The organism is Halomonas sp. 3F2F, from assembly GCF_014897805.1.
GTDB lineage: Bacteria > Pseudomonadota > Gammaproteobacteria > Pseudomonadales > Halomonadaceae > Vreelandella.
Map to the genome: position 1 here is coordinate 56,152 of NZ_JABUZE010000130.1, position 25,090 is coordinate 81,241.

Below are 25,090 nucleotides of genomic sequence, written 5' to 3' on the forward strand. Positions count from 1 at the left end.
GCGCTTACCTTGTTTCATCCGCACGTAGCGCAGCAATGACATTTTCCATGCCTGCACTACGCGATCCTTTCACCAACAGTGTGGTGTTAGGCGGCAGAGTATTAATAACATGACGCACTAGCGTCTCGTGGTCGTCAAAATGCAGCCCGCGACCGAAGGCTTCACTTGCTGAACGGGCGGCATCACCAAAAGTCAGTAATGTATCGATACCCAGTGACGCAGCGTAATGACCAATCTCAGTATGTAGGGCATGAGACTCGTTGCCCAGCTCCCCCATTGCGCCAAGCGCGCACCAGCGCGGTGAAGGAAAGTTCGCTAACGCATCCAACGCCGCTTTCACAGCACCAGGATTTGCATTGTACGTGTCGTCTAACAACGTCGTATTGCGCACACCGGGCACGATGCTTAACCTACCTGATAATGAGGACAATTCGCATAGCCCCGTCACTACTTGCTCTGGTGTAACACCTAATGCGAGAGCCGCTGCAGCAGCCGCCAAAGCATTACTCACATTATGCTTACCAATCAAGGGCAGCTGGACGTCACCCAGGATTTGGCCACGTTCAACAAGCGTAAAAGCATACCGCCCCAAAGAGTCACACGAAAGTGCGGACGCGTGAACGTCCGCATCGCCATGAAAGCCGTAGCTTACAACTTTCTTGCTTCCCGCACAGGCTGACCAAAATTCAAAGTAGTCGTCATCGCGGTTTAGCACCGCAATACCATCTTCCACTAGCCCGGCTAATATTTCGCTTTTGGCTTGGGCAATTTGCCCCATACCGCCAAACTCTCCAACATGCGCGCCTGTTACATTGGTAATGATGGCGACATTAGGGGAGGTCAACTGGCTGGTCCAGGCAATTTCGCCCAAATGATTAGCCCCTAGCTCAATCACACCTGCCTGATGGTGCGTTGCTAAACGCAGCAACGTCAGCGGCGCACCAATATCATTGTTTAAGTTGCCCTCGGTAGCAAGCACACCACCCAATGGCGAAAGTAGCGCGGCCGTCATCTCTTTAACGGTTGTTTTACCGCTGTTGCCGGTGACAGCCACCAGCGGCAGCTCACAATGCTCACGCCAAGCCCGGGCCAGCAGGCCAAGGCCCAAACGCGTGTCTGCGCATACCAGCTGAGGAAGCAAACTGCTTACCGGGCGCTCAACCAGAGCAGCTGCAGCGCCTTTCTCAAGCGCCTGCTCAATAAAATCATGGCCATCAAAACGCGGCCCCTTCAAAGCCACAAACAGACAGCCCGGCACAATATGACGCGTATCGGTAATGACCGCCGTCACCGACAACTGGCATAAAGCTTGCGGGACAGAAAGTTTTAGCGCTGAAGCAATACTAGCTAACGACCAGTTCATCACATGGCAGCCCTAAGTTTGAAGGCTTTTATCACTTGTTCGCTATCTTGGTAGTCATGACGCACGTTACCAATGTGCTGATAGGCCTCATGCCCTTTTCCGGCCACCAAGATAACGTCCTGGGGATCAGCCTGCTGAACCGCATGACAAATCGCCTGACTACGATCACCTATTTCCGTAAAGGCAGCCGCAGCAGAAAAACCCGACATAATTTGTTGGCGAATTTGCTCGGCAGACTCCGTACGCGGATTATCGTCAGTAACGATCACGTGGTCAGCTCGCTGCTCCGCTACAGCAGCCATTTCTGCTCGCTTTCCCGTATCACGCTCACCACCACAACCGAACAGGCACCACAGCTTTCCGGTGCTCCCTAAATGCTCTTTCAGCGCTTCGAGAGCATTAGCTAATGCATCCGGCGTGTGGGCATAGTCGATAACAACGCTGGGCGCATTAACCTCGCGGTATAACGCCATACGCCCAGGCACTGGGCCCAACTCAGTTGCCGACTCAAACAACTGCTCTAAAGGCTCGCCCAATCCATAAAGCGCACTAATGGCTAACAGCACATTGTCTAGGTTAAACCGCCCCATCAAACCAAGATTAAGCGTTTTCTCACCTTCCGGCGTAGCAACAAGAGCCTGTTGACCATGCTCATGGGGATGCCAACCAATCACGCGCAGCGTCACTACTTCATCGTCGCCTACTGCCAAAACACGCACACGGCTATCACAGCCTGCCAACATTAGCCGCGCAAGAGGATCATTTGCATTGACGACCGCAAGCAAAAGCTCAGAACGCCGGAACAACTTTGCTTTTGCAGCGGCATAAGCCGCCATACTGCCATGGTAATCAAGGTGATCTCGCGTCAGGTTGGTGAATACGCCTGCGGCGACGTTCACTGCGTCTAAACGGCGTTGCTCAAGGGCATGTGAAGAAGCTTCAAGCGCCACACGCTTCACTCCCTGGTTAGCCAAATCAGCCAAGGTTTCTTGCATTGCCAATGAGCCAGGCGTAGTAAGGCCTGTGTCGACCAATTGGCCAAGGCGACCAACACCTAATGTCCCAATCACCCCAGCAGGCTTGCCAAGCAGTTCACTTAACGCTGCTATATAATGGGTAACAGAGCTTTTCCCATTGGTGCCCGTCACCCCAATCACCTGAAGGTCTTTAGGAACAGAAAACAGTGTGCGACCTAGCTCGCCAAGTCGCATAGACAGATGCGGCAAATAAAGTATTTGCCCGTCCAGTGAAACACCACCTTCTCTTGTATGCGCCAAAACGAGTGACGCACCTGCCGCCACTGCTTGATCAACAAACTCATAACCATCACGCTGACTACCAGGGACAGCCACAAATACATCACCCATCGCTAACTTACGTGTATCCGTCACTAAGCGAAGCTGCTCTGGCAATTTAGGCAGCTCCTTAGGTAACACGGCGTTGGGCCAAACCTGCTTTAGCGCTATCCATAGACTTTCTGGGGACAACCTCATGCAATCTCCTTTGCTACTCGACCTCATGATCGGGTGGCACGTCCAGCAAACGTAGGGCATTACCTGTCACGCTAGAGAACACCGGAGCAGCCACTGCGCCACCATAAAATTGGCCAGCGCGGGGGTGGTCAATCATAACGACGGTAACAATACGCGGGTCGGAAATAGGCGCAATCCCCGCAAAAACACTGCGGTAAGCATCGGTGGTATAACCTTGCTGCCCTATTTTACGCACCGTGCCTGTTTTCCCCCCCACACGATAGCCTTCAACCTGCGCTCGGCGCCCACCGGTATAGGCGGCGACCGACGTTTCTAAAATATTCAGCAAATCATTAGCCACTGTGGGCGATATAGCAGGACTCCCCTGGGGAGGCTCAGAAAGCCTCAACAGCGAGGGCGGTAAACGCACGCCATCATTGGCGAGCGCTGTGTAAGCACTGGCCAATTGAACGGCTGAAACAGAGAGACCGTAACCATAGGAGAGCGTTGCTCGTTCACTTCGAGACCAGCGAACCGGCGCTGGCAAACTGCCTGTCGCCTCACCAGGAAAGCCGGTTCCTGGTGCTTGCCCAAGGCCTAGCTGATTGTATTTTTCCCAAATGGCCGTATCACTTAGCTGCAGCGCTAAACGAGACATACCAACGTTTGAAGATTTTTGTAGAATCCCCGCTAAATCTAAATCGCCATAATTACGGAAGTCTCGGATAGTGAACTGATCCAGGCGCATCCAGCCTGGCGAGGTATCAACGACAGCATCGCGATCTACAACACCACTTTCCAGTATTGCAGCCATCGCCAAAGGCTTCATAACAGACCCAGGTTCAAACACATCAACCAGTGCCTGGTTGCGTAAACCTCGCGGATCTAACCCAGCGCGGTTATTCGGGTTGTAAGAAGGCAAGTTAGCCATTGCTAACACTTCCCCTGTGCGCGCATCGAGCATTACCAACGCCCCACCGTCTGCCTCATGCTCAGCGACAGCAGCACGCAATTCACGGTAGGCCATATATTGAATACGCTGATCAATCGACAGCGTTAACTCACCACCAGGTTGCGCTTCACGAATAACACCCAGCTCACGAACTAACCGACCGCGTCGATCCTTTAAGACTCGGCGTTGTCCAGGATGCCCCGCCAAATAGGGCTGATAAGAGAGCTCCAGTCCCTCTTGACCCACATCATCCACATTGGTAACACCCAGCAACTGCGCCGCCACTTCACCGGCGGGATAATAACGTTTGTATTCACGCTGCTGATAAACACCAGGCGTACGTAAATCCAATATACGTTGGGCCGCATCTGGCGTCATTTGACGACGAAGGTACATAAACTCTCGACTGCTATATCGAGAGACACGAGATTCAAAGTCATCGAGCGACATGCCTAAAGCTTGCGCCAGCATTACTCGCTGAATGGCATCGGTAGGTAGCTCTTGAGGATTCGCCCAAAGTGTCACAACAGGCGTAGAAACAGCCAGAGGTTCACCATTACGATCAGTGATCATACCGCGGTGTGCGGGTATTGCCTCATGGCGCAGCGTACGGGCATCACCCTGGCTCTGTAAAAACGGGCGATCAATTACCTGAAGCAGCGTAATCCTGCCGACTAAAATGGCCGACGCCACCATCACAACAATGAGAATAAATAAAAAGCGTCCGCCAGCTAACGGCGGCGCAATAGGCATTTGACGGGATATCCCTCCCCGACTTTCGCGCTTCATGGTCGAATCACCTCGACATCATTCACATCGGGAATGCGCATTTCAAGCCGTTCCGTAGCAATTTGCTCTACACGGGCCGGAGTAGACCACGCCCCCTCTTCCAATAGCAGCTGTCCCCACTCGGTTTGCAGCTGATTTTTTTCCTGCTCTAACTGCTGTAGCTGCGCATACTGCACTCGCGTCATATGCGTGGTGGCAACCACTAAACCACCGGTAACGACACACGCTAAGAACAGCGCAACAAGGATAACCGGCCAAGCTCGAAAACGTAGCTTGAAAGGCCATTCGGTGCGCAGCGTTGACGCCCAACGCTCTATCCGATCCATGCTCATGATCACACTCGTTTACGGGCGGCTCGCATGACGGCACTGCGCGCCCGGGGGTTAGCGTCTACCTCTTCGTCACTTGGGCGTATTCCTTTACCCAAGGCTTCAAGACGGCGATTTAGCTGATCATCGCGAATCGGCACGCCCCGTGGCAAGTGCGTATCACCCCGCACATGATGACGAATGAAGCGTTTTACACGACGATCTTCAAGCGAGTGGAAGCTAATCACAACCAGATGCCCCCCAGGAGCCAACACTTCCAATGCCCCCTCAAGCGCTGCATCCAGTTGATCGAGCTCACCATTTAAATAAATACGCAGCCCCTGAAACGCTTTGGTCGCTGGGTGACGGCCCTTTTCCCAAGCAGGGTGAGCCTCTTTCAATACCTCGGCCAAGTCAACAGTGTGCGTAAAAGGCTTTTCCACACGTCGCGTAACAACAGCACGCGCCAAGCGCTTTGCGTAACGCTCTTCACCATAGGTTTTAAACACATTGGCAATATCACTTTCGCTAGCCCGGGCTAAAAACGCGGCTGCACTCTCTCCTTGGGTAGGATCCATACGCATATCAAGAGGACCGTTGCGCATAAAGCTAAAGCCACGCTCTGGATCATCTAACTGCGGGGAAGAAACACCAATATCTAGCAATACCCCTGAAAGCTTTCCGTAAACCCCTTGCTCTTGTGCATATTCAACTAACCGAGCGAACTCTCGCTGCGTTATGTCGAAACGAGGATCATCGATATCTTTAGCGGCTGCTATTGCTTGAGGGTCACGATCCATGGCCATTAAACGACCTTGTTCGCTCAAGCGCGAAAGAATAACGCGGGAGTGCCCGCCTCGCCCAAACGTGCCGTCTAAATAAATACCATCGGGATTATGAACAAGTGTATCTACCGCCCCTTCTAGTAAGACGCTGGTGTGGCGAAAATGGGAAGTAACCTGGTCAGCGTCAGGAGAAGGCATGTTAATCTCACACAGTGTTAAGAAAGATGCGAACGGCGCACCTTTTATGGAAATGGGGAGTCGGCCGATAAGCCGGGTTCTGTCGTGGACAGTCATTCCTCTAGGCGCTGCGTCACCACAGCGCTCAAGCAACCTACCCGGATCCAGCGCGGGCCACGCCATTGGATCCCTATTTGGTCTTGCTCCGAGTGGGGTTTACCATGCCACGCACTGTTGCCAGGCGCGCGGTGCGCTCTTACCGCACCCTTTCACCCTTACCAGCCTCGAAAGGCTTAGGCGGTCTACTCTCTGCTGCACTTTCCGTCGGCTTACGCCGCCCAGGCGTTACCTGGCACTCTGCCCTATGGAGCCCGGACTTTCCTCCCCCAACACACTTTTACAAGTGTATTAGCGGCGACTGTCTGGCCAACTCCGGCGGCAAGCATACCAGCGCCCCGCCGTCGCCTCAATGCCCACCTTTCAATGCTTGCAATCTTGCGTACCATTCCTGCTTTCGGCCGCCTAGCATTTTTGCAGCAACGGCTGCCCCCTGCTTGACGCCAACACCCTCTGCTAGCATTGCTTTAAGCAGCTCATCAGCAGTAATAGATTGCTCATCGCTTTGAACAACGGGCGCCGCCCCAGCGATCATTACGACAAATTCTCCACGACCTTGGTTAGGGTCTTGCTTAAGCTGATCAAGCAATGAGGAAGGCGAACCCTGCAAAAAAGTCTCATACGTTTTGGTCAATTCTCGCGCCAGAACAACCGCTCGCTCAGGCATTTGCTCACATAACGATTCGAGCGTGTGCTCAATACGGTGAGGTGACTCGTAAAAAACCAACGTTTCTTCTCGAGACTGCCATTTTTCAAGCGCTTGCCGTCGCGCACTCGGCTTAGACGGCAAAAACCCACCAAATGTAAACCTATCAGTCGGCAATCCGGCCGCTGAAAGCGCACTGACTAGCGCACAAGGCCCAGGAAGCGGCACCACCTGCCTACCCCGCAATCGCAACTCTCTTACCAATACGAACCCCGGGTCACATATAAGCGGCGTTCCCGCATCACTAATTAGGGCAACATTTTCCCCCGCCATTAAGTAACTATCCAGCGTATCGACACGCCGTGCTTCATTATGCTCATGCAGTGAGAGCATCGGCTTATTAATGCCCAAATGCGCTAACAAGCGACCGCTGTGGCGTGTATCCTCCGCAGCAATACGTGATACCTCCGCTAATACCCGAGCAGCGCGTGGCGATAAGTCTTCCAAATTCCCAATTGGTGTTGCAACCACGTACAATATACCCGGATGCTGGTGTGTCATCGTGACTCCCGATTTGTTAATAGCCTGCACTGACGGTGCGCCATGCTTGTGCAATGATAAATTTATCCGCTCATCGAGCGACGGCAGCGCAAATGGAAACTAAGGAAGGATACATGAAACAGTCAATACGTGGATTACTAGCCACTGCCTTCATGGCGCTTCTGATTACAGGGTGCGCTATGCAATCCCCAAGCGTGGTTGACCGCGCCCCTGATCAGGATGCTAGCCGATTACTTAGTCAAGCAGAGCAGCAAGCGCCTGAACAAGCTGCCAAGACGCGACTGGAAGCGGCTAATATCCTCGCCAGACAAGGACAACGCGAAAATGCTTTTGACGCAGCCGATGCGGTTGATGAAAACATGCTTTCAGAATCGGATCGGGTGCGCTGGGCAATGCTTTTCTCTGAACTTGCTCGCGGCATGGACGATCCCCGCGCAGTCCTCCGCGCGACCCAGGTGCTTGACGACGAACTGCCTATGCAAGCAAACCAGCAAGAAACCCTTGCAGAACGGCAGCAGTGGGCACGTCAAGCCTTGGATCAAACTGAATATACGAAAGTATCCATACCTGAATTAGAGGGTGTCGAAATACGCCGCATAGCAGTGGCATTACCAGAATCTGGCCCACTAAGCAGTGTGGCTAACGCTATCGCTTCTGCCATGCGCCGTCACCACGATTTGCGCGGAGATAATGTACAGCTTAATTTCATCAATGCGTCTCAATATTCATTAGATGAAATTTACCAACGTGCACAGCAAATGAACGCTCAACTTTTGATTGGTCCAATTGACAAAGGCCAAGTCACCCAACTTGAGCAGCGCGATAGTGTACCACTACCGACGCTGGCTCTGAACTATGGCAACAGCGCAAGCAATCAAGCATCTCAACTGCTTCAGTATGGTTTATCTGCTGAAGATGAAGCCCGCCAAGCAGCTCGCCGCGCCTTTCAGGACGGCCATCGTCAAATGTCTATCATGGTGCCCGACAATGCCTGGGGACGGCGCGTCGGTGAAGCTTTCTGGAATGAGTGGCAAAGCCAAGGCGGTGAAATCACCAATGCCGTCCGCTATAACCCTAGCAGCGCCGTAGCTAACGCCGTCAAAACAGCCCTAAATGTCAGCGGCGATCGTGCCCGCCTGGGGAACATTGATGCACTATTCTTACTGGCACTTCCCGAATACGCACGCCAAGTGCCGCCCACCATGGACTACTACTACGCCCCCAACCTGCCTATTTATGCCACCTCCCACCTCCATGAAGGGCGCCTACAGACACGCTTAGATCAAGACCTAAATGATGTAATGTTTATCGATATTCCCTGGCAAATCCCTGACGCAGCGGTTGGCGGGGAAGAGGCGCTGCCCTTTTATTCGACGTACGCAGAGCTTCGCAACGAGTCAGACCCTTCAATGTTTCGCCTAATGGCAATGGGCGTGGATGCTTACGAACTTGGCATCCGCCTATCAGACTTATCAGCCCTTGACGGCATGAATGGAAGCACTGGTACGCTTCGCCTATCAGGTGATGGCAGGGTTTCTCGAGAACTACCGTGGGCGAAATTCCAAAATGGCGTGCCTTCGCCCATTTTGATTCCTGGCCTACTGAACGATGACCAATAGTTATCAGAATCCCAATACTCCGCAAACAGCGCGGACACGGGGCGCAGCCATTGAGCAACTAGCCGCTCAATGGCTGCAGCAACATGGCTTAACGCTTGTCACTAGCAATCATCACGTTAAAGGCGGTGAGCTTGATCTTGTGATGAAAGACCAGGACATCCTGGTCTTTATCGAGGTCAAACATCGCACCACTACTCGTTACGGCCACCCCTTAGAGACCGTCACTGCACAGAAGCGCCACCGCTTAATACGAGCAGCCAAGCTCTATATCGCTCGGCATGCTGTTTCAAGTCCGTGTCGCTTTGATATCCTAGCGATCACAGGCACGCCTCCCGCGCTTGAATTCCAGTGGGAAAAAGCGGCTTTTGATGCTTACTGATACTTTTACCTAGGATGCCCTAATGGACTTTCAATCACGCATACTTAATCACTTTAACGCCAGCATAGATACGAAGACATATGCCAGCGAAGTGCTGCCGCCTTTCATCGAAGTCGCCAGCCAAATGATGGTTCAGTGCTTAGTTAACGAAGGTAAAGTTCTCGCCTGCGGCAATGGCGGCAGCGCAGGCGATAGCCAGCACTTTTCGTCCGAGCTATTGAATCGTTTTGAACGTGAGCGCCCCAGCCTACCCGCACTAGCACTGACAACCGACACTTCAACGCTGACCTCGATCGCCAACGACTACAGTTATAATGAAGTGTTTTCCAAGCAGATCAGGGCGCTAGGCCAGCCCGGTGATGTCTTATTAGCCATTTCCACCAGCGGCAACTCAGCTAATATCGTTCAAGCTATCCAAGCGGCCCATGACCGCGACATGACGGTAGTCGCGCTAACGGGCAGAGATGGCGGCGATATGGCGTCATTACTAGGCCAGGATGACTGTGAGATTCGCGTTCCAGCAACATCCACTGCACGCATTCAAGAGGTTCACCTACTCGTCATCCACTGCTTATGTGATTTAATTGACGAGCAGCTCTTTGGCGGAGTCGACTAAATAGTCAGCACCAAACAAATTAAACTGAGCAGATTAAACTGCACAGACACAATCAAACGGGTAGATTAATACCTACTGACTTTACATTTTGAAAGGAGTCATCGCCATGGCCCTACGCTATTCTTTATACAAACTGATTGCCGTTGCGACACTAAGCGTTATTTTACTAACTGGATGTGCTAATAACGCGGCATCTAACCCTTCCAACTATGGTCAGCGCAGCAGTGATGTCGAAGCCATTGACACAACCATTGAACGTGAAGCGCCACGTGCGCTGGAGCGCTCAGACGCCCGCTTGAGAGATGCACGCATTAGAGCACATAGCTATAACGGCTCATTACTTCTGGTAGGGCAAGTGCCTAGCGAGGAACTGCGTAATAAAGCAGGTGAAGTCGCCAGCTCTCTACGCGGCGTAGACCAAGTACATAACGAACTCAGTATTGCTGCAAACCTACCCGCTAGCCAACGCCTAAACGATACCTGGCTAACCACCAATGTCATGAGCCAACTCGCCACTAATGACCGCATCGACTCATCAAAGCTAAAAATCACCACAGAAAACGCGACGGTGTATCTGATGGGCATGGTAACTCGAGATGAAGGCAACCGAATTGCTAACGCGGTATCAGCGGTTGGCGGCATTCAGCGAATCGTTAAAGTCTTTGACTATATGGATTGATTAACACACCGCCATAAAAAAACCTCGTCCTCGGCTTTTCACCGAGACGAGGTTTTTTATTCATCAACTGCTTGCTAAGAAAAACCGACGCTCAAAAGCACAAGTTAACAACTTAGCTAAAAACCACGCTACTTAACCACGCGTAGCGTTGGTTTTTTCTTAGCCTTCTTAGACGGCAGTGCAGAAACGTCACCCTCTTTTTCAGGAACAGGCTCTGTTACCGTTAACTCAGGCTTGGACGATTCGTCAAAAGTGTCTGAAAAATCGCCATCCAGTTCGGCATCATCAAACTCTGCCGCATCCAGCTCTGGCTCATGCCCAAACACCATACCAGCACCATTTTCACGAGCGTAGATCGCGATAAGCGCAGGCGTAGGAATCATTACCTGCATAGGCTGGCCACCAAAGCGAGCGTTAAACCCCATGGCCTGATTTTCCATAAACAGGTCACGCACAGCGGTCGGCGCTACATTCAACACAATTTGTCCATTTTGAACAAACTGGCGCGGTACTTCCACGCCAGGCTGAGTAGCATCAACCACCACATAAGGCGTCAACTCATTATCCAACAACCACTCATAGAGAGCTCGGGCGAGATAGGGACGGCTCGATTTCATAAGACTCCCTCCTCCTGACAAATATGCCCCTTACCTGATTAAGGAGAAGAGGCAGTATGAATTCAAGCGCGCATCTCTTTTTCACGCTCGTTTAAAGATGCTTTAAACGCTTCACGTTCGAATACTCGCGACATATAGCCCAACAGAGGCTTTACCTGCTTCTCAGGCAACTCAATATTCAGCTCAGGCAAACGCCATAAAATCGGCGCTAAACAGCAGTCTACAAGCGTAAACTCCTCACTCATAAAGTAAGGCATATCTTCAAAGATAGGCGAAATCCCAATGAGGCTTTCGCGCAGTTCTTTACGCGCTTTTTCCGCTTCTTTTTTACCGCCTGTGCGTATCTGCTCCAGCATTGGGCACCACTCGCGCTCAATACGATGCATCCACAAACGACTTTGCGCCCGCGCCACCGGATAAACGGGCAGCAGAGGAGGATGAGGGAAACGCTCATCCAGATACTCCATCATGACCTTAGACTCATAGAGCACTAAGTCACGATCTAGCAGCGTAGGCACGCTGTTGTACGGGTTGAGGTCTGCTAACTCTTCAGGTGGACGCTCATCGCTGACATCAACGATATCAACCGCCACCCCCTTTTCAGCCAGAACAATGCGCACACGATGACTAAAATGATCATCATTACCAGAGTAAAAGATCATCGACGACCGCTTGGCCACAACACCCATGAAAGCATCCTCGCATCAAAACAATCTTTGATAATAACACGCCAGCGCTAGCTTATGGGATGGTAACCCGCTTTGCATTACGACTGACTAGATAAACAAAGGGCGCACGGCTTCCGCCGTGCGCCCGACATGCCGCTCATCACTTAATAATTAGTGAACATCTCGCCAGTACTCACGCTTAAGCAAGTAGGCAATCACACCAAAAATGAAAATGAAGATCAGCACTTTAGGTGCTAACGCCTGAGCTTGAAGCTTGGAGGGCTCACCCACATAAGCTAGGAAGTTAGTAAGATCATACACTGCTTCCTCAAACTCAGCAGGCTCCATGGAACCTGGCTGGGTCACTTGCAGCACATCACAAGACTGGTACTTACCCGACAAAGGATCGGGTGACTGCCCCGCCACCGGATGATCCGTTTCCGAACACACCAGCTCTTGTACGCCTTGTAGAGGCTCCAACACGTTAGGCATCGCAACCAGGTCAAATACCGTGTTGTTAACACCAGTGGGACGGCTCGGATCTTTGTAGAAGCTAAGCAGATAAGAGTAGATCCAATCCGTTCCACGCACACGCGTCTTGAGCGATAGATCCGGAGGCGGCGCACCAAACCAACCCTCCGCATCACCGCTGTTCATGGCGTTATGCATTTGGTCGTTGTAGGCCAAATCTGACGAGAAAATCAGATTTTCTTCAACCAAATCCTGCGGCATCCCCAAATCGTCAGCCGCACGCGCAAAGCGCTGATACTGAAGTGAGTGGCAGCCCATGCAGTAGTTAACATAGAGCTTCATGCCATTTTGCAGCGAGGCTTGATCATGCAGATCAGGCTCCATCGAGTGCGGGACACTCGCACCACCGGCAGCCATCGCAGTTACTGGCACTAACGCGAAAAGGAGTCCCAAAAGATACTTTTTCATTAGCCAGTCACCCTTTCCGGAACGGGTTTAGTCTTCTCCAGCTTGGTGTAGAACGGCATCAAGACAAAGAAGGCGAAATAAATCACGGTGCACGCCTGGGCTAGCAGCGTCCTGCCCTCTGTCGATGGCAACACACCCAAAACACCAAGGATGACAAAGCTGATAGCAAACAGCGTCAGCATGGTTTTCGACATCCAGCCTTTATAGCGCATTGAGCGCACCGGACTACGATCCAGCCAGGGCAGAACGAACAATATTGCAATCGCAGCCCCCATAAAGATAACACCGAGGAACTTAGCGTCTAAGCCGAACACTGAGAAAGTGATTGCGCGAAGAATGGCATAGAAAGGCGTCATATACCAAACGGGCGCGATGTGATCAGGCGTTTGTAGCGGGTTAGCTTGATCAAAGTTTGGCTTTTCAATAAAGTAGCCGCCGCCTTCTGGGAAGTAGAACACCACTACACAGAAAACAAACAGGAAGACCGCAATACCCACCAAGTCTTTTACCGTGTAGTAAGGATGGAAGGGAATCCCATCCAACGGCACGCCTGCCTCATCTTTCTTCTGCTTAATATCAATACCGTCAGGGTTATTTGAACCCACTTCGTGTAGCGCAATAATATGCAGCACGACGAGCGCTAAAATAACGATTGGCAGAGCAACCACATGCAGTGCAAAGAAACGGTTGAGGGTAATGCCTGAAATCAGGAAGTCACCACGCACCCACTGCGCCAGATCAGGGCCAATGCCAGGAATCGCTGAGAACAACGAAATAATAACCTGAGCACCCCAGTAAGACATCTGACCCCATGGCAACAAATAGCCCATAAAGGCTTCTGCCATTAGCACCAGATAAATCGTCATACCAAACACCCACACTAATTCGCGAGGCGCTTTGTAGGAACCATACAAGAGGCCACGGAACATATGCAGATAGACGACAAGAAAGAAGGCAGAAGCGCCGGTGGTGTGCATATAGCGAATCAGCCACCCCCACTCCACATCACGCATAATGTATTCGACAGAATCGAATGCACCTTCAGCAGAGGGGTTAAAGCTCATGGTTAACCAAACCCCGGTCAAGATTTGGTTAACCAACGCCAGCAGCGCTAATGAGCCAAAGAAATACCAAAAGTTAAAGTTTTTAGGCGCGTAATATTTGGAAAGATGCTCTTGCCACATCTGAGTGGCAGGGAAGCGATCATCTACCCAACGCATGAGGCCCTTTTCCGCCTTGGCTTTATTCGGATTACCCATCAGGCAGCCTCCTCATCTTCGCCAACGACAATAATGTCATCACTCTCAAAGCGGTAGGGTGGAACCTCAAGGTTGATCGGCGCAGGTACGTTATTGAACACGCGACCGGCCAAGTCAAAGCGAGAGCCATGACATGGACAGAAGAAACCACCCGGCCAATTCTCCACACCCACCCCCTCGGCATTCGGTTCAGGTCGGAACAGGGGCGAACAACCCAAGTGCGTGCAAATACCAATCAACACGCCTATTTCCGGCTTGATAGAGCGCAAACCACCCTGGATATACGCTGGCTGCTGCGGCACTTCCGAATCAGGATCCGCTAAACTGTCGCTCCCTAACGCTTCAGTTCGCTCGATCATTTCAGGCGTACGATTAATAATCCAAATCGGCCGACCGCGCCACTCAACGGTCATACGCTGCCCAGGCTCAAGCTTCGATATATCAGCTTGAACAGGCGCACCTGCCGCTCTTGCCCTGGCACTAGGCTGCCAAGAAGCCACAAAGGGGACCGCAACCCCGACAGCGCCCACCGCCCCCACAACGGAGGTGGCGCCTACAAGGAAACGGCGCCGACCTTTGTTTACGCCGTTATCTGCCATTTCTGGTTTCTCCCATCAGCTTACCCGTTCCGCCGCAAAGGCGTCTTGCGACGACGAATATCAAATACGCTCTATGTTAAAAAAACAAAGCGCTCTGCACAAGAACAACCGCCCGTGACCATGGTGGTATAAGCGTTATAATTTTTTGATATTCCAATAAAAAGCGCCCAGGTCTTTGACCTGGGCGCTTTTGCCGCATAGCGTAAAATTAACGCTTAGAGAACTGCGGACGACGACGTGCTTTACGCAGACCGACTTTCTTACGCTCAACTTGACGGGCATCGCGGGTTACATAACCAGCGGCGCGCAACGTTGGACGCAGATCTTCATTGTAGTTCATCAGGGCGCGAGTGATACCGTGACGAATGGCACCTGCTTGAGAGGAGCCGCCGCCGCCAGCAACAGTGACGAATATGTCAAACTGATTCAGCGTTTCAGTCAACTCAAGCGGCTGACGAACAACCATACGACCAGTTACGCGACCAAAATACAGGTCAAGATCTTTATCGTTGACAGTAATTTTGCCAGAGCCCGGCTTCATAAACACGCGAGCGGTGGAAGTCTTGCGGCGCCCGGTACCGTAATACTGCTGTGTCATGGCGAAGATTTCCTCAGATGTTCAGTTCAAGCGGCTGTTGGGCAGCATGCGGATGCTCGGCACCGGCGTACACTTTTAATTTTGAGTACATGGCGCGACCCAAAGGACCTTTCGGCAACATACCTTTAACGGCAGACTCAATAATGCGCTCAGGGGCATGATCAAGCATTTTGTCGAATGTCATAGAGCGCAGACCGCCCGGGTAACCAGTATGGCGGTAGTAGGTTTTAGCCTTCGCCTTGTTGCCGGTTACATGGACTTTTTCAGCGTTGATAACAACAATGTAATCGCCAGTATCAACGTGAGGAGTAAATTCGGGCTTATGCTTGCCACGCAGGCGGCGAGCAATCTCGGTTGCCAGACGACCGAGCGTTTTGTCCGTAGCGTCGACTACGTACCAGTCGCGCTGGACGGACTGCGGCTTAGCACTGAACGTCTTCATGGATAAAATCACCAGATTAAGTGTGTTGGGTAGCTTACACCGCTACGTAAGCGATGAAGCACCATCCCTATTTTTTTTGGTTGCCAGAAAAAACCAGCAACATGCAGCGAGGCGGCATTCTACAGCAAGCATCACCGTAAGTTAAGTACCGCCACTCTTTTTTATTGATATCGCTCTTATTGATATTATTCTTGCTTGCAGCGTATTTATCGGCGCACCCGATACTAAGGCTTATGAGGTAGCGCTAAATACTCTTTAGACTGCATTTCCTGCAGACGCGACAGCGTCCGCTGAAATTCAAAGGTCAGCTTGCCATCGCGATACAGCGCTTCAATTGGCACCTCTGCCGACATCAACAGCTTAACCCCGCGATCATAAAACTCGTCAACCATATTAATAAAGCGGCGAGCCTGATCGTCTGTTTTTGCATTCATCTGAGTGACGTTAGATACCAAAACTGTATGAAATTCTCTGGCAAGCTCAATGTAATCATTCTGGCTACGCGGCCCATCACAGAGTTCGACAAATTCAAACCATGCCACATCGTCGTGGAGTCGGCGCGTCTTTAAAATGCGATGATTAATCTCAAGAGGCGCCCCCTCCTCACCCTCATGGCCGGCTATCTCTCTGAAACTTCTGCTTAGCTCCTGCTCGGCCGCTTTATCAAGCGGTGCATGAAAAATCTCAGCCCGCTCTAGGGCACGCAAACGGTAGTCAACACCAGAATCGACGTTGACGACCTCGCAGTGACGATTCACTAGCTCAATGGCGGGAACAAACCGTGCGCGCTGCAACCCATCTTTGTAAAGGTCGTCCGGCACTATATTTGATGTCGCCACCAACACCACGCCACGCTCAAACAGCGCCTCAAGCAAATTTGCCAAGATCATTGCATCGGTAATATCTTTGACAAAAAACTCATCAAAGCAGATGACGCGTGCCTCAGCAGCGAACTTGCCAGCAATCAGCGTCAATGGGTTCTTTTCGCCCTTATAGTGAGTCAACTCATTGTGGACACGCTGCATAAATCGATGAAAGTGGGTGCGCATTTTTTCAGGGAACGGCAGCGCCTCGTAGAAAGTATCGACTAGATACGTTTTCCCACGCCCCACACCTCCCCAAAAGTAGAGCCCCTTAACGTCAGGCAGCACTGGCACGCCGGCACTGACCTTTTTACCCAGCAGCCCGGCAACTTTTGCCTTTAACCCTTTGTTAGCAACGACGGCTTTAGGAGCACTAGCGGGCCTGGCTAGCAGCTCATCATAAAGGCGCTGAAGATGCTTAACCGCCTGCTCTTGAGCAGGGTCGTACTGGAAATCGTCACGCTTTAAGTCTTCCTGATACCGCGCAAAAGGCGTTAATCGGCTCGCCTGCTCGCTGTCTTGACGTGCAGATAATGATGACATCAACTCGCTCCCACAGCACACATCGTGAACGGAACTGTGACGTTGTAAGAACACAGCCTGCCCAAATAAAAAAACAATATTATACGCTGCATAATAACTGAGCGCATGAGCGGATTGACCCAACCGACGGATACGCGCCTATAATGGTCACGCTTTGTTAAGCTGTTTGTTAAACTATTTGCCAAACCCCGCCATGCGCTTGGTGGCGTGCATCATCTCTAGGGAGAATACTGTGGAAGCAAGCTCGCCATTCACTTTTGCGATTATCGGTCTCGTTATTGGATTTGTTATCGGCTTGGCGTGTTATCGCCTGTTCAGCAAAAGCCAACGTGACCACGCCACACTAAAGCAGGCTTTGCTTGAGCGTGAACATCAAATAGCCGAGCTTAAGAAAGGCATGGGAAGCCACCTCACTGGCATCCAGCAGCACATCATTAATATTCGCCAGGAGACTGATCGGCTAGAACAGCAAATAGACAGCGAAGCTGCTGAATGGAAACTGGAAACGGCCATCACACCTTCCACAAACAAACTCGCGCCTAACACAGAGGACGAAGGTGATGTTAACACTCCGCGTGATTATGCAGATGGCAAAAGCGGTACGTTATCCGAAGACTTTGGCCTAAAAGGCAGCTTGAAAGAACATGATGCGCCTGCCCCGCAACCTCCGCGTTATTAATAATTAACAAGATCAAAGCATCCGCATAGCCAACCGATGCGGATGCTTTGCACAAATTAGCGCTAGGCGGGATTATCGATATCGACAAATCGATGCTCTACATCATACTCACTCGCCAACCACTCACCCAGCGCCTGAACACCAAAACGCTCAGTAGCATGGTGACCAGCAGCAATGTAATGAATACCCATCTCTCTAGCCAAGTGCGTCGTGCGCTCTGATATTTCCCCAGACACGAAAACTTGCGCCCCTGCATCGTAAGCCGCCGTAATCATGTCTTGAGCACCTCCAGTGCACCATGCGATCCGCTCCACAGAGCCAACTAAAGGCGACTCGACCACTAAAGGCGCTCGATGGAGCACTGCAGCCAATTGACTGCCCAGTTCTGCAACGCTTAGCGGCTCAGCTAATCGGCCGGACCATAACAGTCCTTCACCAAGCTCACCATCAATGCATCCCTCGACCTTCCACCCCAGACGCTTGGCCAGCTCGGCATTATTGCCAAACGCGGCATGCGCATCTAACGGCAAGTGGTAAGCCAGCAAGCTCATTTCGTTATCCAGCAGCGTTTTAATTCGCTTCTGCTTCATGCCGGTAATGGCTACCGGTTCATTTTTCCAGAAATAACCATGGTGCACTAACACCATGTCCGCTCGCCAAGCGACCGCCTCCTCCAATAACGCCTGACATGCCGTCACCCCTGACATCACCCGCGTTACAGTGTCACGCCCCTCCACCTGAAGGCCGTTAACGGTAAAATCTTTAAATTGCGATGAGCGCAATTGATGGTCGCAAGCAGCAACTAGTTGGTCGCGATGGATCACACTGACTCCTTAACCGATTAACAGGCTATCGTGAGGAACATCTCAATAAAGTGTTACGATGGAACTATTGTAAATCTCGCTTCGCGTTATCGCGAACCTCGCGACCATTTAGACTATCACCCGCTGAGGAAATTTCGCATGCACCGCTCTGTGCTGCCCTATATATGGCCAATTATCACCGGGCTATTGCTCGCCGCCTTGGTGCTACTTGCTTTCCCAGAGTATTTGCCCAACCCGTTTCGGCAAACGCCACCCGCAACGGTCGAACCCCCCTCTTCGCTGGTGCCTACTAGCGGAGAGCCGGCAGCTAATCGACCTGCCCCCGAGATTCGCCAAGCAGAGCCGCTCAACCGCAACCAAGGGCCTGCAAGCTACTCCAACGCCGTTAATCAAGCGGCGCCAGCCGTCGTCAACATCTATTCATCACGCATTGTTGAACGCGATCAGCATCCATTGATGTCCGATCCTTTTTTCCAGCAGTTCTTCAGCGGCGACGATGCAACCACGCATCAGCGAATGCTATCGAGCTTGGGCTCTGGCGTTATTGTCAGCCATGACGGCTACGTGCTAACCAATCACCATGTCATTAATGGCGCCGATCAAATACAGGTAGCACTTCGCGATGGTCGGGAAACACTTGCCGAGGTAATTGGCACTGACCCAGAAAGCGACCTTGCCGTTTTACGCATTACCCTTGATGACTTACCGGTAATCGAGCTTGCTGACTCAGAACAGGTAGCCGTGGGTGATGTAGCACTCGCTATCGGCAATCCTTTCGGTGTTGGGCAAACCGTTACCATGGGCATTATTAGCGCGACGGGGCGCAGCCACTTAGGTTTAAATGCCTACGAGGACTTCATTCAAACAGACGCCGCGATAAATCCAGGCAATTCCGGGGGCGCATTAGTCAACCCTGACGGCGCTTTAGTGGGCATTAATACGGCTATCTTCTCACGGTCAGGGGGATCACAAGGGATTGGTTTCGCGATTCCAGCCAACCTTGCCCACAGCATCTTGAATGAACTGGTTACCCGCGGTCGCGTCATACGCGGCTGGCTAGGCATAGAAGCACAAGCACTCTCCCGCGAGCTGGCCGCATCGTTTGGGTTAAGAACCCCTCAAGGCGTGATCGTCGCTGGCGTCGTGAAAGACGGACCTGCCGCTAAAGCAGGCTTACAGCCCGGCGATGTTCTGCTGTCTATTGACGGTCAAGTGATTTTGGATGCTCGGGTAACAATGAGCGCGATTGCTTCCATTCCACCCGGCACAAAACTACCGCTGACGATCGTACGAAGCGGTGAGCGTATGGACATGACACTGGAAGTAGGTGAACGGCCGGTACCCATTAATGCTACGTCAGGAGAGCATCAGAGCGACTCGTAAGTCGCTCTGATGGTTATCGGTGCTTGTTCAGACGGCGCCTTCTCAGGCAATGCTCAATCGTTAATACGATACTCCGCCGAACGAGCATGGGCCGTCAGCGATTCGCCCCGGGCAAGTACAGAGGCTATTTTACCAAGCTCAGACGCACCACTAGGCGAGCACTGAATAATGGAGGAGCGTTTCTGGAAATCATAAACCCCCAGTGGCGATGAAAAACGGGCTGTTCCAGACGTGGGCAGCACATGATTCGGCCCTGCACAATAGTCACCCAGAGCTTCCGAAGTATGCCGCCCCATGAAGATAGCCCCAGCGTGACGCACGTCATCAAGCCAGTCACTAGGCGCCTCGACAGAAAGTTCAAGGTGCTCCGGTGCGATACGATTGATCAACTCAATGGCTTCGGCTTGATCTTGGCAGAGAATCAATGCACCACGACGTTGCAGTGAAGCACGGGCAATATCTTCCCGCTCCAGCGTCGGCAATAATCGCTCAATTGAAGCCTCAACGGCATCCAGGTGATCAGCCTTCCAACTAACAAAAATCGCCTGGGCATCCTCATCGTGTTCAGCCTGAGAGAATAAGTCCATTGCCAACCAATCTGGGTCTGTTTGGCCGTCAGACACCACCATGATTTCAGAGGGACCGGCAATCATATCAATACCAACTTGACCAAATACCGCGCGCTTAGCAGTCGCTACGTAGATATTTCCAGGCCCTACGATTTTATCTACCCGCGGAACGCTTTCAGTGCCATAAGCAAGCGCCGCGACCGCCTGTGCGCCACCAATCGTGAACACATAATCGACGCCCGCCAGATGCGCAGCTGCCAGCACAAGATCATTCAGCACACCGTCCGGAGTCGGCACAACCATCACAATCTCGCGCACACCAGCCACATTGGCAGGGATAGCATTCATCAATACCGATGAAGGATAAGCGGCTTTCCCGCCTGGCACATAAATACCTGCGCGGTCCAGCGGGGTAACCTTTTGGCCCAGCACCGTTCCATCAGCCTCTTCGTACTGCCACGAGCTTGGCTTCTGGCGCTCATGATAACGCTTAATACGCTCAGCAGCGGCTGACAGCGCATTGCGCTGCTCAGCAGGCAGACCGTCAAAGGCCTTTTTCAGCTGCTCAGGAGATAGGCGTAGCTGCTCCATACTCTCGGCTGACAGGCGGTCAAAGCGATTGGTCGCCTCAACCACCGCACTGTCACCTCGCCGTTTAACATCTGCCAATATCTCTTCAACACGAGCCTGTACTGCCTTATCAGACACCCCTTCCCAATCCAGCAGCGCGTCTAAATGCTGATGGAATGCCCCATCAACAGTCGAGAGACGGGCAATGGTGGCTGTGGACTTATCGCTCATGGTAAACCTCGTGTCATTCAATAGGCTGAGTCTGACGCTTTTTAACCGCACTTTCCAGGCGGGCTAACAATGGCTTAATACGATCATGCTTCATGGTCATGGCGGCTTTATTAACCACCAGGCGGGTACTGATATGGGCAATGAGCTCACGAGGCTCCATGCCATTGGCGCGTAGCGTATTGCCGGTATCCACGATATCAACAATTTCATCGGCCAAATTCATCAGCGGAGCAAGTTCCATCGCCCCATAGAGCTTGATCACTTCGGCTTGAATACCCTGCTCCGCATAGTAACGCCTCGCTACGTTTACAAACTTAGTAGCTACACGACGACGCGCTTCAGCTGGCAACTGCCCCGTCACACCAGCAGTCATCAGCTTGCAACGAGCGATATCCAGATCTAGGGGCTCGTATAGACCTTCAGCCCCATGCTCAAGCAGAACGTCTTTACCCGCAATGCCCACATCTGCGGCACCCAGCTGCACATAGGTCGGCACATCGGTTGCCCGTATAATCACCAACTTTACATCTGGCAAATTAGTATCAAACAGCAGTTTACGGCTTTTACCCAAATCTTCTGCCGGGGTAATCCCCGCATCCGCCAACAGCGGCAGCGTTTCGTCCAGAATACGCCCTTTTGAAAGGGCCAAAATCAGTTGCTTACTCATTATTTAGGCCAATGGTTAATAACATGGCTTAGCCAGGAATACGGCGAATGCGCGCACCCAGCAGCTGTAATTTTTCCTCAATGCACTCATAACCACGATCGATATGATAAATACGATCTACAAGCGTTTCGCCTTCAGCCATCATTGCCGCGATCACCAATGATGCTGACGCACGAAGGTCAGTAGCCATTACCGGCGCACCTGAAAGCTTTTCTACGCCTTCAATCAGTGCCGTATTACCTTCAAGGGCAATATTCGCCCCCATCCGGTTTAGCTCTTGTACGTGCATAAAGCGGTTTTCAAAGATGGTTTCCACTACCCGGGAATGCCCCTCGGCGACAGCATTCATCGCCACAAACTGGGCCTGCATATCGGTAGGAAATGCAGGATAGGGCGCAGTGCGAATATTAACCGCTTTTGGACGCTTGCCATGCATATCCAACGCGATCCAATCATCGCCACTGGTAATCTCAGCACCGGCTTCTTCAAGCTTCGCAAGCACCGCTTCTAAAATATCGGCACGAGTGCGCTTCACTTTCACGCGACCACCCGTCATGGCAGCGGCCACCAGGAAAGTACCCGTTTCAATACGATCAGGCATGACATCGTGCTCACAGCCATGCAGAGATGCGACACCTTCGATCACGATGGTGTCTGTACCATGCCCACGAATATTAGCCCCCATCTTGATCAAACACTCGGCGAGATCGACAATTTCCGGCTCGCGCGCAGCATTTTCAAGAATAGTAGTGCCATCAGCGAGCGTTGCCGCCATCAACAGATTTTCAGTACCCGTTACCGTCACTGTATCAAAGAAGATAGTCGCCCCTTTCAAGCGTCCATCAACTCGGGCACGAATATAACCCGCTTCAACGCGGATCTCTGCGCCCATCGCCTCAAGACCACGAATATGCAAGTCCACCGGACGTGAACCAATTGCGCACCCGCCTGGAAGAGAAACATCTGCCTTACCGAAATGTGCTAACAACGGGCCTAACACCAGAATGGAGGCGCGCATCTTCTTAACGAGTTCATAGGGAGCATGACACTGCGTTACCTGAGAGCCGTCAAGCTGGATACTGAGCTTCTCTCCCATCACCGGCTCAACGCCCATCCGCCCTAGCAGCTCCAGCGTCGTAGTGATGTCCTGCAAATGAGGCAAATTACCAATAATGACCGGACCATCTGCCAAAAGGCTGGCACACAAAATTGGCAACGCCGCATTCTTAGCGCCACTCACCCACACTTCGCCATCTACCGACCCATTGCCGGTAATGATTAATTTATCCATAGAGAAGCCGCTACTATGCGTTTTCCGGTGCAGTTTGCCACTGCGCCGGAGTAAACGTTTTGATACTAATGGCGTGCAGAGCGCCGGATGCAATTTCGTCATTTAGCGCCGCATAGACCAGCTGCTGACGCTTTACAGGAGAAAGACCTTCAAAAGCTTCGCCAACTGCGATCACCTGAAAATTGCAGCCTTCACCCTGGATATGAAAATCACATCCACCGATGCGGGACTCAAGCAGTGCTTTTACCTCGTTGGGTTGCATAAGACAGGAAACTCCTTTGGGTCATTAAACTAGGTGGTTGAAATAGGGGGTCGTTGAATTAGAGAGGAACAGGGGGAACATGATAAAGAAAAGCGGCACGCTTGGCGATGCCAGACGAACACTCACGCTTCAGCGTTGGGCGAACCTATTAGCGCATCGAGCTCAGCGAGCGACGTTAAACGCTCAAGCGGAGCAGACAATGCAATCGAGGTAACGACAATACCTAGCGAGTGACACGCACGCAGCCATTCAAACAGAACGCTAATCGCCGCGCTACTTGCTTTTGAAACGTCTGAAAAATCGAGGACAACATCAGTTAACCGAGCACTTTCAAGCCACTTAACGCCTGCAGCGGCCACATCGGCCGCTGCATTGACATTGAGATCACCCTGAACCGCCAGCGCGCAAGACTGCGCAATCAGCGAAACATGGGGCGTAGATAACAGCGTCGTCACGCGTTGCCCCCTTGCTCAAGCTCGTCGACACCAATTTCGGGTGACCAGCTACGAATGACGGCATCGTAGTCTCGGTTATTTTCGCGCATCGACTGGTCAAACTGATTGCGGAAGGTCAGCCCTAAATTGATGCCATTAACAATGACATTGACCACTTTCCACTCACCATTTGAAAGTCGCAGGCTGTAGCTAACGGGGTAAACCTGACCATTAGTGGCAACAACTTCCATATCAACACTGGCTTGATCTTCATAGCGCTGACCGCGCTGGTCGGTCAACACTCTCAACTCATCATAATCAAAGGTCACGAGACCACGCGTGTACGTGTCGATCAGGGTTTGACGAAAGACATCGGCGAACCGACTACGCTGTTCTGGCGTTGCATTGCGAAAGTAGCTGCCCATCACGCTAGCGCCAATATAACGAAAATCCGCCACATCATTCAGGCTATCGTTGACCAACGCTTTAAGCTCATCAAGATTATTGGCGTAATAATCTTCTCTGCCGTTAATCTGCTCCATGAAGCCATTGACGTTGTCACGAACCAACGCTTCTGGCGATTTCGACTGGGCCTGAGCGGCAAAAGGCAGCAGAACAACCGCTAGCGCCAACCAAAAGAGCAAACGACGGGCCAACATTACGCTATTTTCTTTCATTAAAGTCACCTCATGACAACTGACAGCACCCACGCTGCTTAGTTAGTAACCATATTGGATACAAATTGCTGGATAAGTTCTTCGAGCACCAGGGCAGACTGGGTATCTCGAATAACATCCCCCTCTTCAAGCACTTCAGGAGCGCCGCCAACACTCAGGCCAATATACTGCTCACCGAGCAGCCCAGCCGTCAAAATAGCCGCGGTAGTATCTTGCGAAAGCTGGCCTTCAAGATCGCTATCGAGACTCAGCACCACCCGCGCATCATACCACTCGGTATCAAGCTCAATGGCCTCTACCCGCCCCACAGTAACACCGGCCATGGTGACCCGCGCACGTGGTTTCAGACTGCCAATATTGGAAAAACTGGCCTCAAGACGAAACGTGTCGGAAGATGTTGAAAGCGTCATGCCACTTACGCGCAAGCCCAAAAAAACAAGCCCCAGAATGCCCGCAAGCATAAACAGGCCAACGCCAAACTCCATGGTTTTACTGCGCTTCATGTTATTGCT

The 25,090-nt window shown here is 51.9% G+C and carries 28 protein-coding genes and 1 other RNA gene; 6 read left to right on the forward strand and 23 right to left on the reverse strand.

Annotated features, from left to right (window positions below):
• Positions 1 to 4 precede the first annotated feature (4 nt).
• From INT21_RS12745 to rsmI, 7 genes are all read right to left on the reverse strand, one after another.
• A complete protein-coding gene (locus INT21_RS12745; RefSeq protein WP_193061307.1) occupies positions 5 to 1,363 on the reverse strand; it encodes a UDP-N-acetylmuramoyl-tripeptide--D-alanyl-D-alanine ligase in 1,359 nt (452 codons plus the stop codon).
• Complete coding sequence (locus INT21_RS12750) at positions 1,363 to 2,856, reverse strand: UDP-N-acetylmuramoyl-L-alanyl-D-glutamate--2,6-diaminopimelate ligase (RefSeq protein WP_193068173.1); 1,494 nt, start codon at positions 2,854 to 2,856, stop codon at positions 1,363 to 1,365. Before INT21_RS12750 ends, INT21_RS12745 begins: the two co-directional genes overlap by 1 nt.
• A 13-nt stretch (positions 2,857 to 2,869) precedes the next feature.
• Positions 2,870 to 4,576, reverse strand: a complete 1,707-nt coding sequence (locus INT21_RS12755; RefSeq protein WP_193061305.1) for a peptidoglycan D,D-transpeptidase FtsI family protein — start codon at positions 4,574 to 4,576, stop codon at positions 2,870 to 2,872.
• A complete protein-coding gene (ftsL, locus tag INT21_RS12760; RefSeq protein ID WP_089037720.1) occupies positions 4,573 to 4,908 on the reverse strand; it encodes a cell division protein FtsL in 336 nt (111 codons plus the stop codon). The genes INT21_RS12755 and ftsL overlap by 4 nt, the downstream gene beginning before the upstream one ends.
• Before the next feature lie 2 nt (positions 4,909 to 4,910).
• The gene (gene rsmH, locus INT21_RS12765; protein WP_089037719.1) at positions 4,911 to 5,867 is read right to left on the reverse strand and encodes a 16S rRNA (cytosine(1402)-N(4))-methyltransferase RsmH; all 957 of its coding nucleotides are present in this window, start codon (positions 5,865 to 5,867) and stop codon (positions 4,911 to 4,913) included.
• A gap of 52 nt (positions 5,868 to 5,919) precedes the next feature.
• Positions 5,920 to 6,280, reverse strand: an RNA gene (rnpB, locus tag INT21_RS12770) — RNase P RNA component class A.
• 32 nt (positions 6,281 to 6,312) lie between these two features.
• Complete coding sequence (rsmI, locus tag INT21_RS12775) at positions 6,313 to 7,170, reverse strand: 16S rRNA (cytidine(1402)-2'-O)-methyltransferase (protein WP_193061304.1); 858 nt, start codon at positions 7,168 to 7,170, stop codon at positions 6,313 to 6,315.
• 113 nt (positions 7,171 to 7,283) lie between these two features.
• Between rsmI and INT21_RS12780 the strand changes: the two genes are divergently transcribed.
• The 4 genes from INT21_RS12780 to INT21_RS12795 all read left to right on the forward strand — a co-directional run bounded on the left by INT21_RS12780 (position 7,284) and on the right by INT21_RS12795 (position 10,463).
• Positions 7,284 to 8,789 (forward strand): penicillin-binding protein activator, encoded by a 1,506-nt coding sequence (locus tag INT21_RS12780; RefSeq protein WP_193061303.1) that lies wholly within the window; start codon positions 7,284 to 7,286, stop codon positions 8,787 to 8,789.
• A complete protein-coding gene (locus INT21_RS12785; protein WP_089037716.1) occupies positions 8,779 to 9,168 on the forward strand; it encodes a YraN family protein in 390 nt (129 codons plus the stop codon). The genes INT21_RS12780 and INT21_RS12785 overlap by 11 nt, the downstream gene beginning before the upstream one ends.
• A gap of 22 nt (positions 9,169 to 9,190) precedes the next feature.
• Positions 9,191 to 9,784 (forward strand): phosphoheptose isomerase, encoded by a 594-nt coding sequence (locus tag INT21_RS12790; protein ID WP_038485436.1) that lies wholly within the window; start codon positions 9,191 to 9,193, stop codon positions 9,782 to 9,784.
• A 106-nt stretch (positions 9,785 to 9,890) separates the two neighbouring features.
• Positions 9,891 to 10,463, forward strand: coding sequence for a BON domain-containing protein (locus INT21_RS12795; RefSeq protein WP_089037715.1), 573 nt, complete (start codon positions 9,891 to 9,893; stop codon positions 10,461 to 10,463).
• A gap of 128 nt (positions 10,464 to 10,591) precedes the next feature.
• On the opposite strand, the gene INT21_RS12800 is transcribed toward INT21_RS12795, so the two are convergent.
• The 8 genes from INT21_RS12800 to zapE form a co-directional block, all read right to left on the reverse strand.
• On the reverse strand, positions 10,592 to 11,080 hold the full coding sequence (locus tag INT21_RS12800; RefSeq protein ID WP_193061302.1) for a ClpXP protease specificity-enhancing factor: 489 nt from the start codon (positions 11,078 to 11,080) through the stop codon (positions 10,592 to 10,594).
• A gap of 62 nt (positions 11,081 to 11,142) precedes the next feature.
• Positions 11,143 to 11,769, reverse strand: coding sequence for a stringent starvation protein SspA (sspA, locus tag INT21_RS12805; RefSeq protein ID WP_089037713.1), 627 nt, complete (start codon positions 11,767 to 11,769; stop codon positions 11,143 to 11,145).
• 150 nt (positions 11,770 to 11,919) lie between these two features.
• Positions 11,920 to 12,687 (reverse strand): cytochrome c1, encoded by a 768-nt coding sequence (locus INT21_RS12810; RefSeq protein ID WP_193085310.1) that lies wholly within the window; start codon positions 12,685 to 12,687, stop codon positions 11,920 to 11,922.
• Entirely contained in the window at positions 12,687 to 13,946 is a 1,260-nt protein-coding gene (locus INT21_RS12815) for a cytochrome b (RefSeq protein ID WP_089037711.1), read from the reverse strand. Before INT21_RS12815 ends, INT21_RS12810 begins: the two co-directional genes overlap by 1 nt.
• The gene (gene petA, locus INT21_RS12820; RefSeq protein ID WP_089037710.1) at positions 13,946 to 14,545 is read right to left on the reverse strand and encodes a ubiquinol-cytochrome c reductase iron-sulfur subunit; all 600 of its coding nucleotides are present in this window, start codon (positions 14,543 to 14,545) and stop codon (positions 13,946 to 13,948) included. The genes INT21_RS12815 and petA overlap by 1 nt, the downstream gene beginning before the upstream one ends.
• A 208-nt stretch (positions 14,546 to 14,753) precedes the next feature.
• Entirely contained in the window at positions 14,754 to 15,143 is a 390-nt protein-coding gene (gene rpsI, locus INT21_RS12825; RefSeq protein ID WP_038485457.1) for a 30S ribosomal protein S9, read from the reverse strand.
• 13 nt (positions 15,144 to 15,156) lie between these two features.
• Positions 15,157 to 15,585, reverse strand: a complete 429-nt coding sequence (gene rplM / locus INT21_RS12830) for a 50S ribosomal protein L13 (protein WP_009721993.1) — start codon at positions 15,583 to 15,585, stop codon at positions 15,157 to 15,159.
• A gap of 224 nt (positions 15,586 to 15,809) precedes the next feature.
• The gene (gene zapE, locus INT21_RS12835; protein WP_193061301.1) at positions 15,810 to 16,991 is read right to left on the reverse strand and encodes a cell division protein ZapE; all 1,182 of its coding nucleotides are present in this window, start codon (positions 16,989 to 16,991) and stop codon (positions 15,810 to 15,812) included.
• Positions 16,992 to 17,223: 232 nt separating this feature from the next.
• Here zapE and INT21_RS12840 point away from each other — a divergent pair, with 232 nt between their 5' ends.
• Positions 17,224 to 17,670, forward strand: a complete 447-nt coding sequence (locus INT21_RS12840; protein WP_193061300.1) for a ZapG family protein — start codon at positions 17,224 to 17,226, stop codon at positions 17,668 to 17,670.
• Positions 17,671 to 17,732: 62 nt separating this feature from the next.
• Here the strand turns inward: INT21_RS12840 and INT21_RS12845 are convergent, their stop codons facing one another.
• The gene (locus INT21_RS12845; protein ID WP_089037707.1) at positions 17,733 to 18,494 is read right to left on the reverse strand and encodes a Nif3-like dinuclear metal center hexameric protein; all 762 of its coding nucleotides are present in this window, start codon (positions 18,492 to 18,494) and stop codon (positions 17,733 to 17,735) included.
• A 138-nt stretch (positions 18,495 to 18,632) separates the two neighbouring features.
• Here INT21_RS12845 and INT21_RS12850 point away from each other — a divergent pair, with 138 nt between their 5' ends.
• Complete coding sequence (locus INT21_RS12850; RefSeq protein ID WP_193061299.1) at positions 18,633 to 19,877, forward strand: Do family serine endopeptidase; 1,245 nt, start codon at positions 18,633 to 18,635, stop codon at positions 19,875 to 19,877.
• A 53-nt stretch (positions 19,878 to 19,930) separates the two neighbouring features.
• Here the strand turns inward: INT21_RS12850 and hisD are convergent, their stop codons facing one another.
• The 7 genes from hisD to mlaD all read right to left on the reverse strand — a co-directional run bounded on the left by hisD (position 19,931) and on the right by mlaD (position 25,081).
• Entirely contained in the window at positions 19,931 to 21,247 is a 1,317-nt protein-coding gene (gene hisD, locus INT21_RS12855) for a histidinol dehydrogenase (RefSeq protein ID WP_193061298.1), read from the reverse strand.
• Positions 21,248 to 21,260: 13 nt separating this feature from the next.
• Complete coding sequence (gene hisG / locus INT21_RS12860) at positions 21,261 to 21,914, reverse strand: ATP phosphoribosyltransferase (RefSeq protein WP_038485475.1); 654 nt, start codon at positions 21,912 to 21,914, stop codon at positions 21,261 to 21,263.
• 28 nt (positions 21,915 to 21,942) lie between these two features.
• Positions 21,943 to 23,205, reverse strand: coding sequence for a UDP-N-acetylglucosamine 1-carboxyvinyltransferase (gene murA / locus INT21_RS12865; RefSeq protein WP_193061297.1), 1,263 nt, complete (start codon positions 23,203 to 23,205; stop codon positions 21,943 to 21,945).
• Between the two features lie 13 nt (positions 23,206 to 23,218).
• Positions 23,219 to 23,467, reverse strand: a complete 249-nt coding sequence (locus tag INT21_RS12870; protein WP_193061296.1) for a BolA family protein — start codon at positions 23,465 to 23,467, stop codon at positions 23,219 to 23,221.
• Between the two features lie 122 nt (positions 23,468 to 23,589).
• Positions 23,590 to 23,922 (reverse strand): STAS domain-containing protein, encoded by a 333-nt coding sequence (locus tag INT21_RS12875; RefSeq protein WP_193061295.1) that lies wholly within the window; start codon positions 23,920 to 23,922, stop codon positions 23,590 to 23,592.
• Positions 23,919 to 24,578 carry an MlaC/ttg2D family ABC transporter substrate-binding protein gene (locus INT21_RS12880; RefSeq protein WP_193061294.1) on the reverse strand — a complete coding sequence of 220 codons (660 nt, stop codon included), beginning with the start codon at positions 24,576 to 24,578 and terminating at the stop codon, positions 23,919 to 23,921. Before INT21_RS12880 ends, INT21_RS12875 begins: the two co-directional genes overlap by 4 nt.
• A gap of 38 nt (positions 24,579 to 24,616) precedes the next feature.
• Entirely contained in the window at positions 24,617 to 25,081 is a 465-nt protein-coding gene (mlaD, locus tag INT21_RS12885) for an outer membrane lipid asymmetry maintenance protein MlaD (RefSeq protein WP_038485491.1), read from the reverse strand.
• Between the last annotated feature and the right edge of the window lie 9 nt (positions 25,082 to 25,090).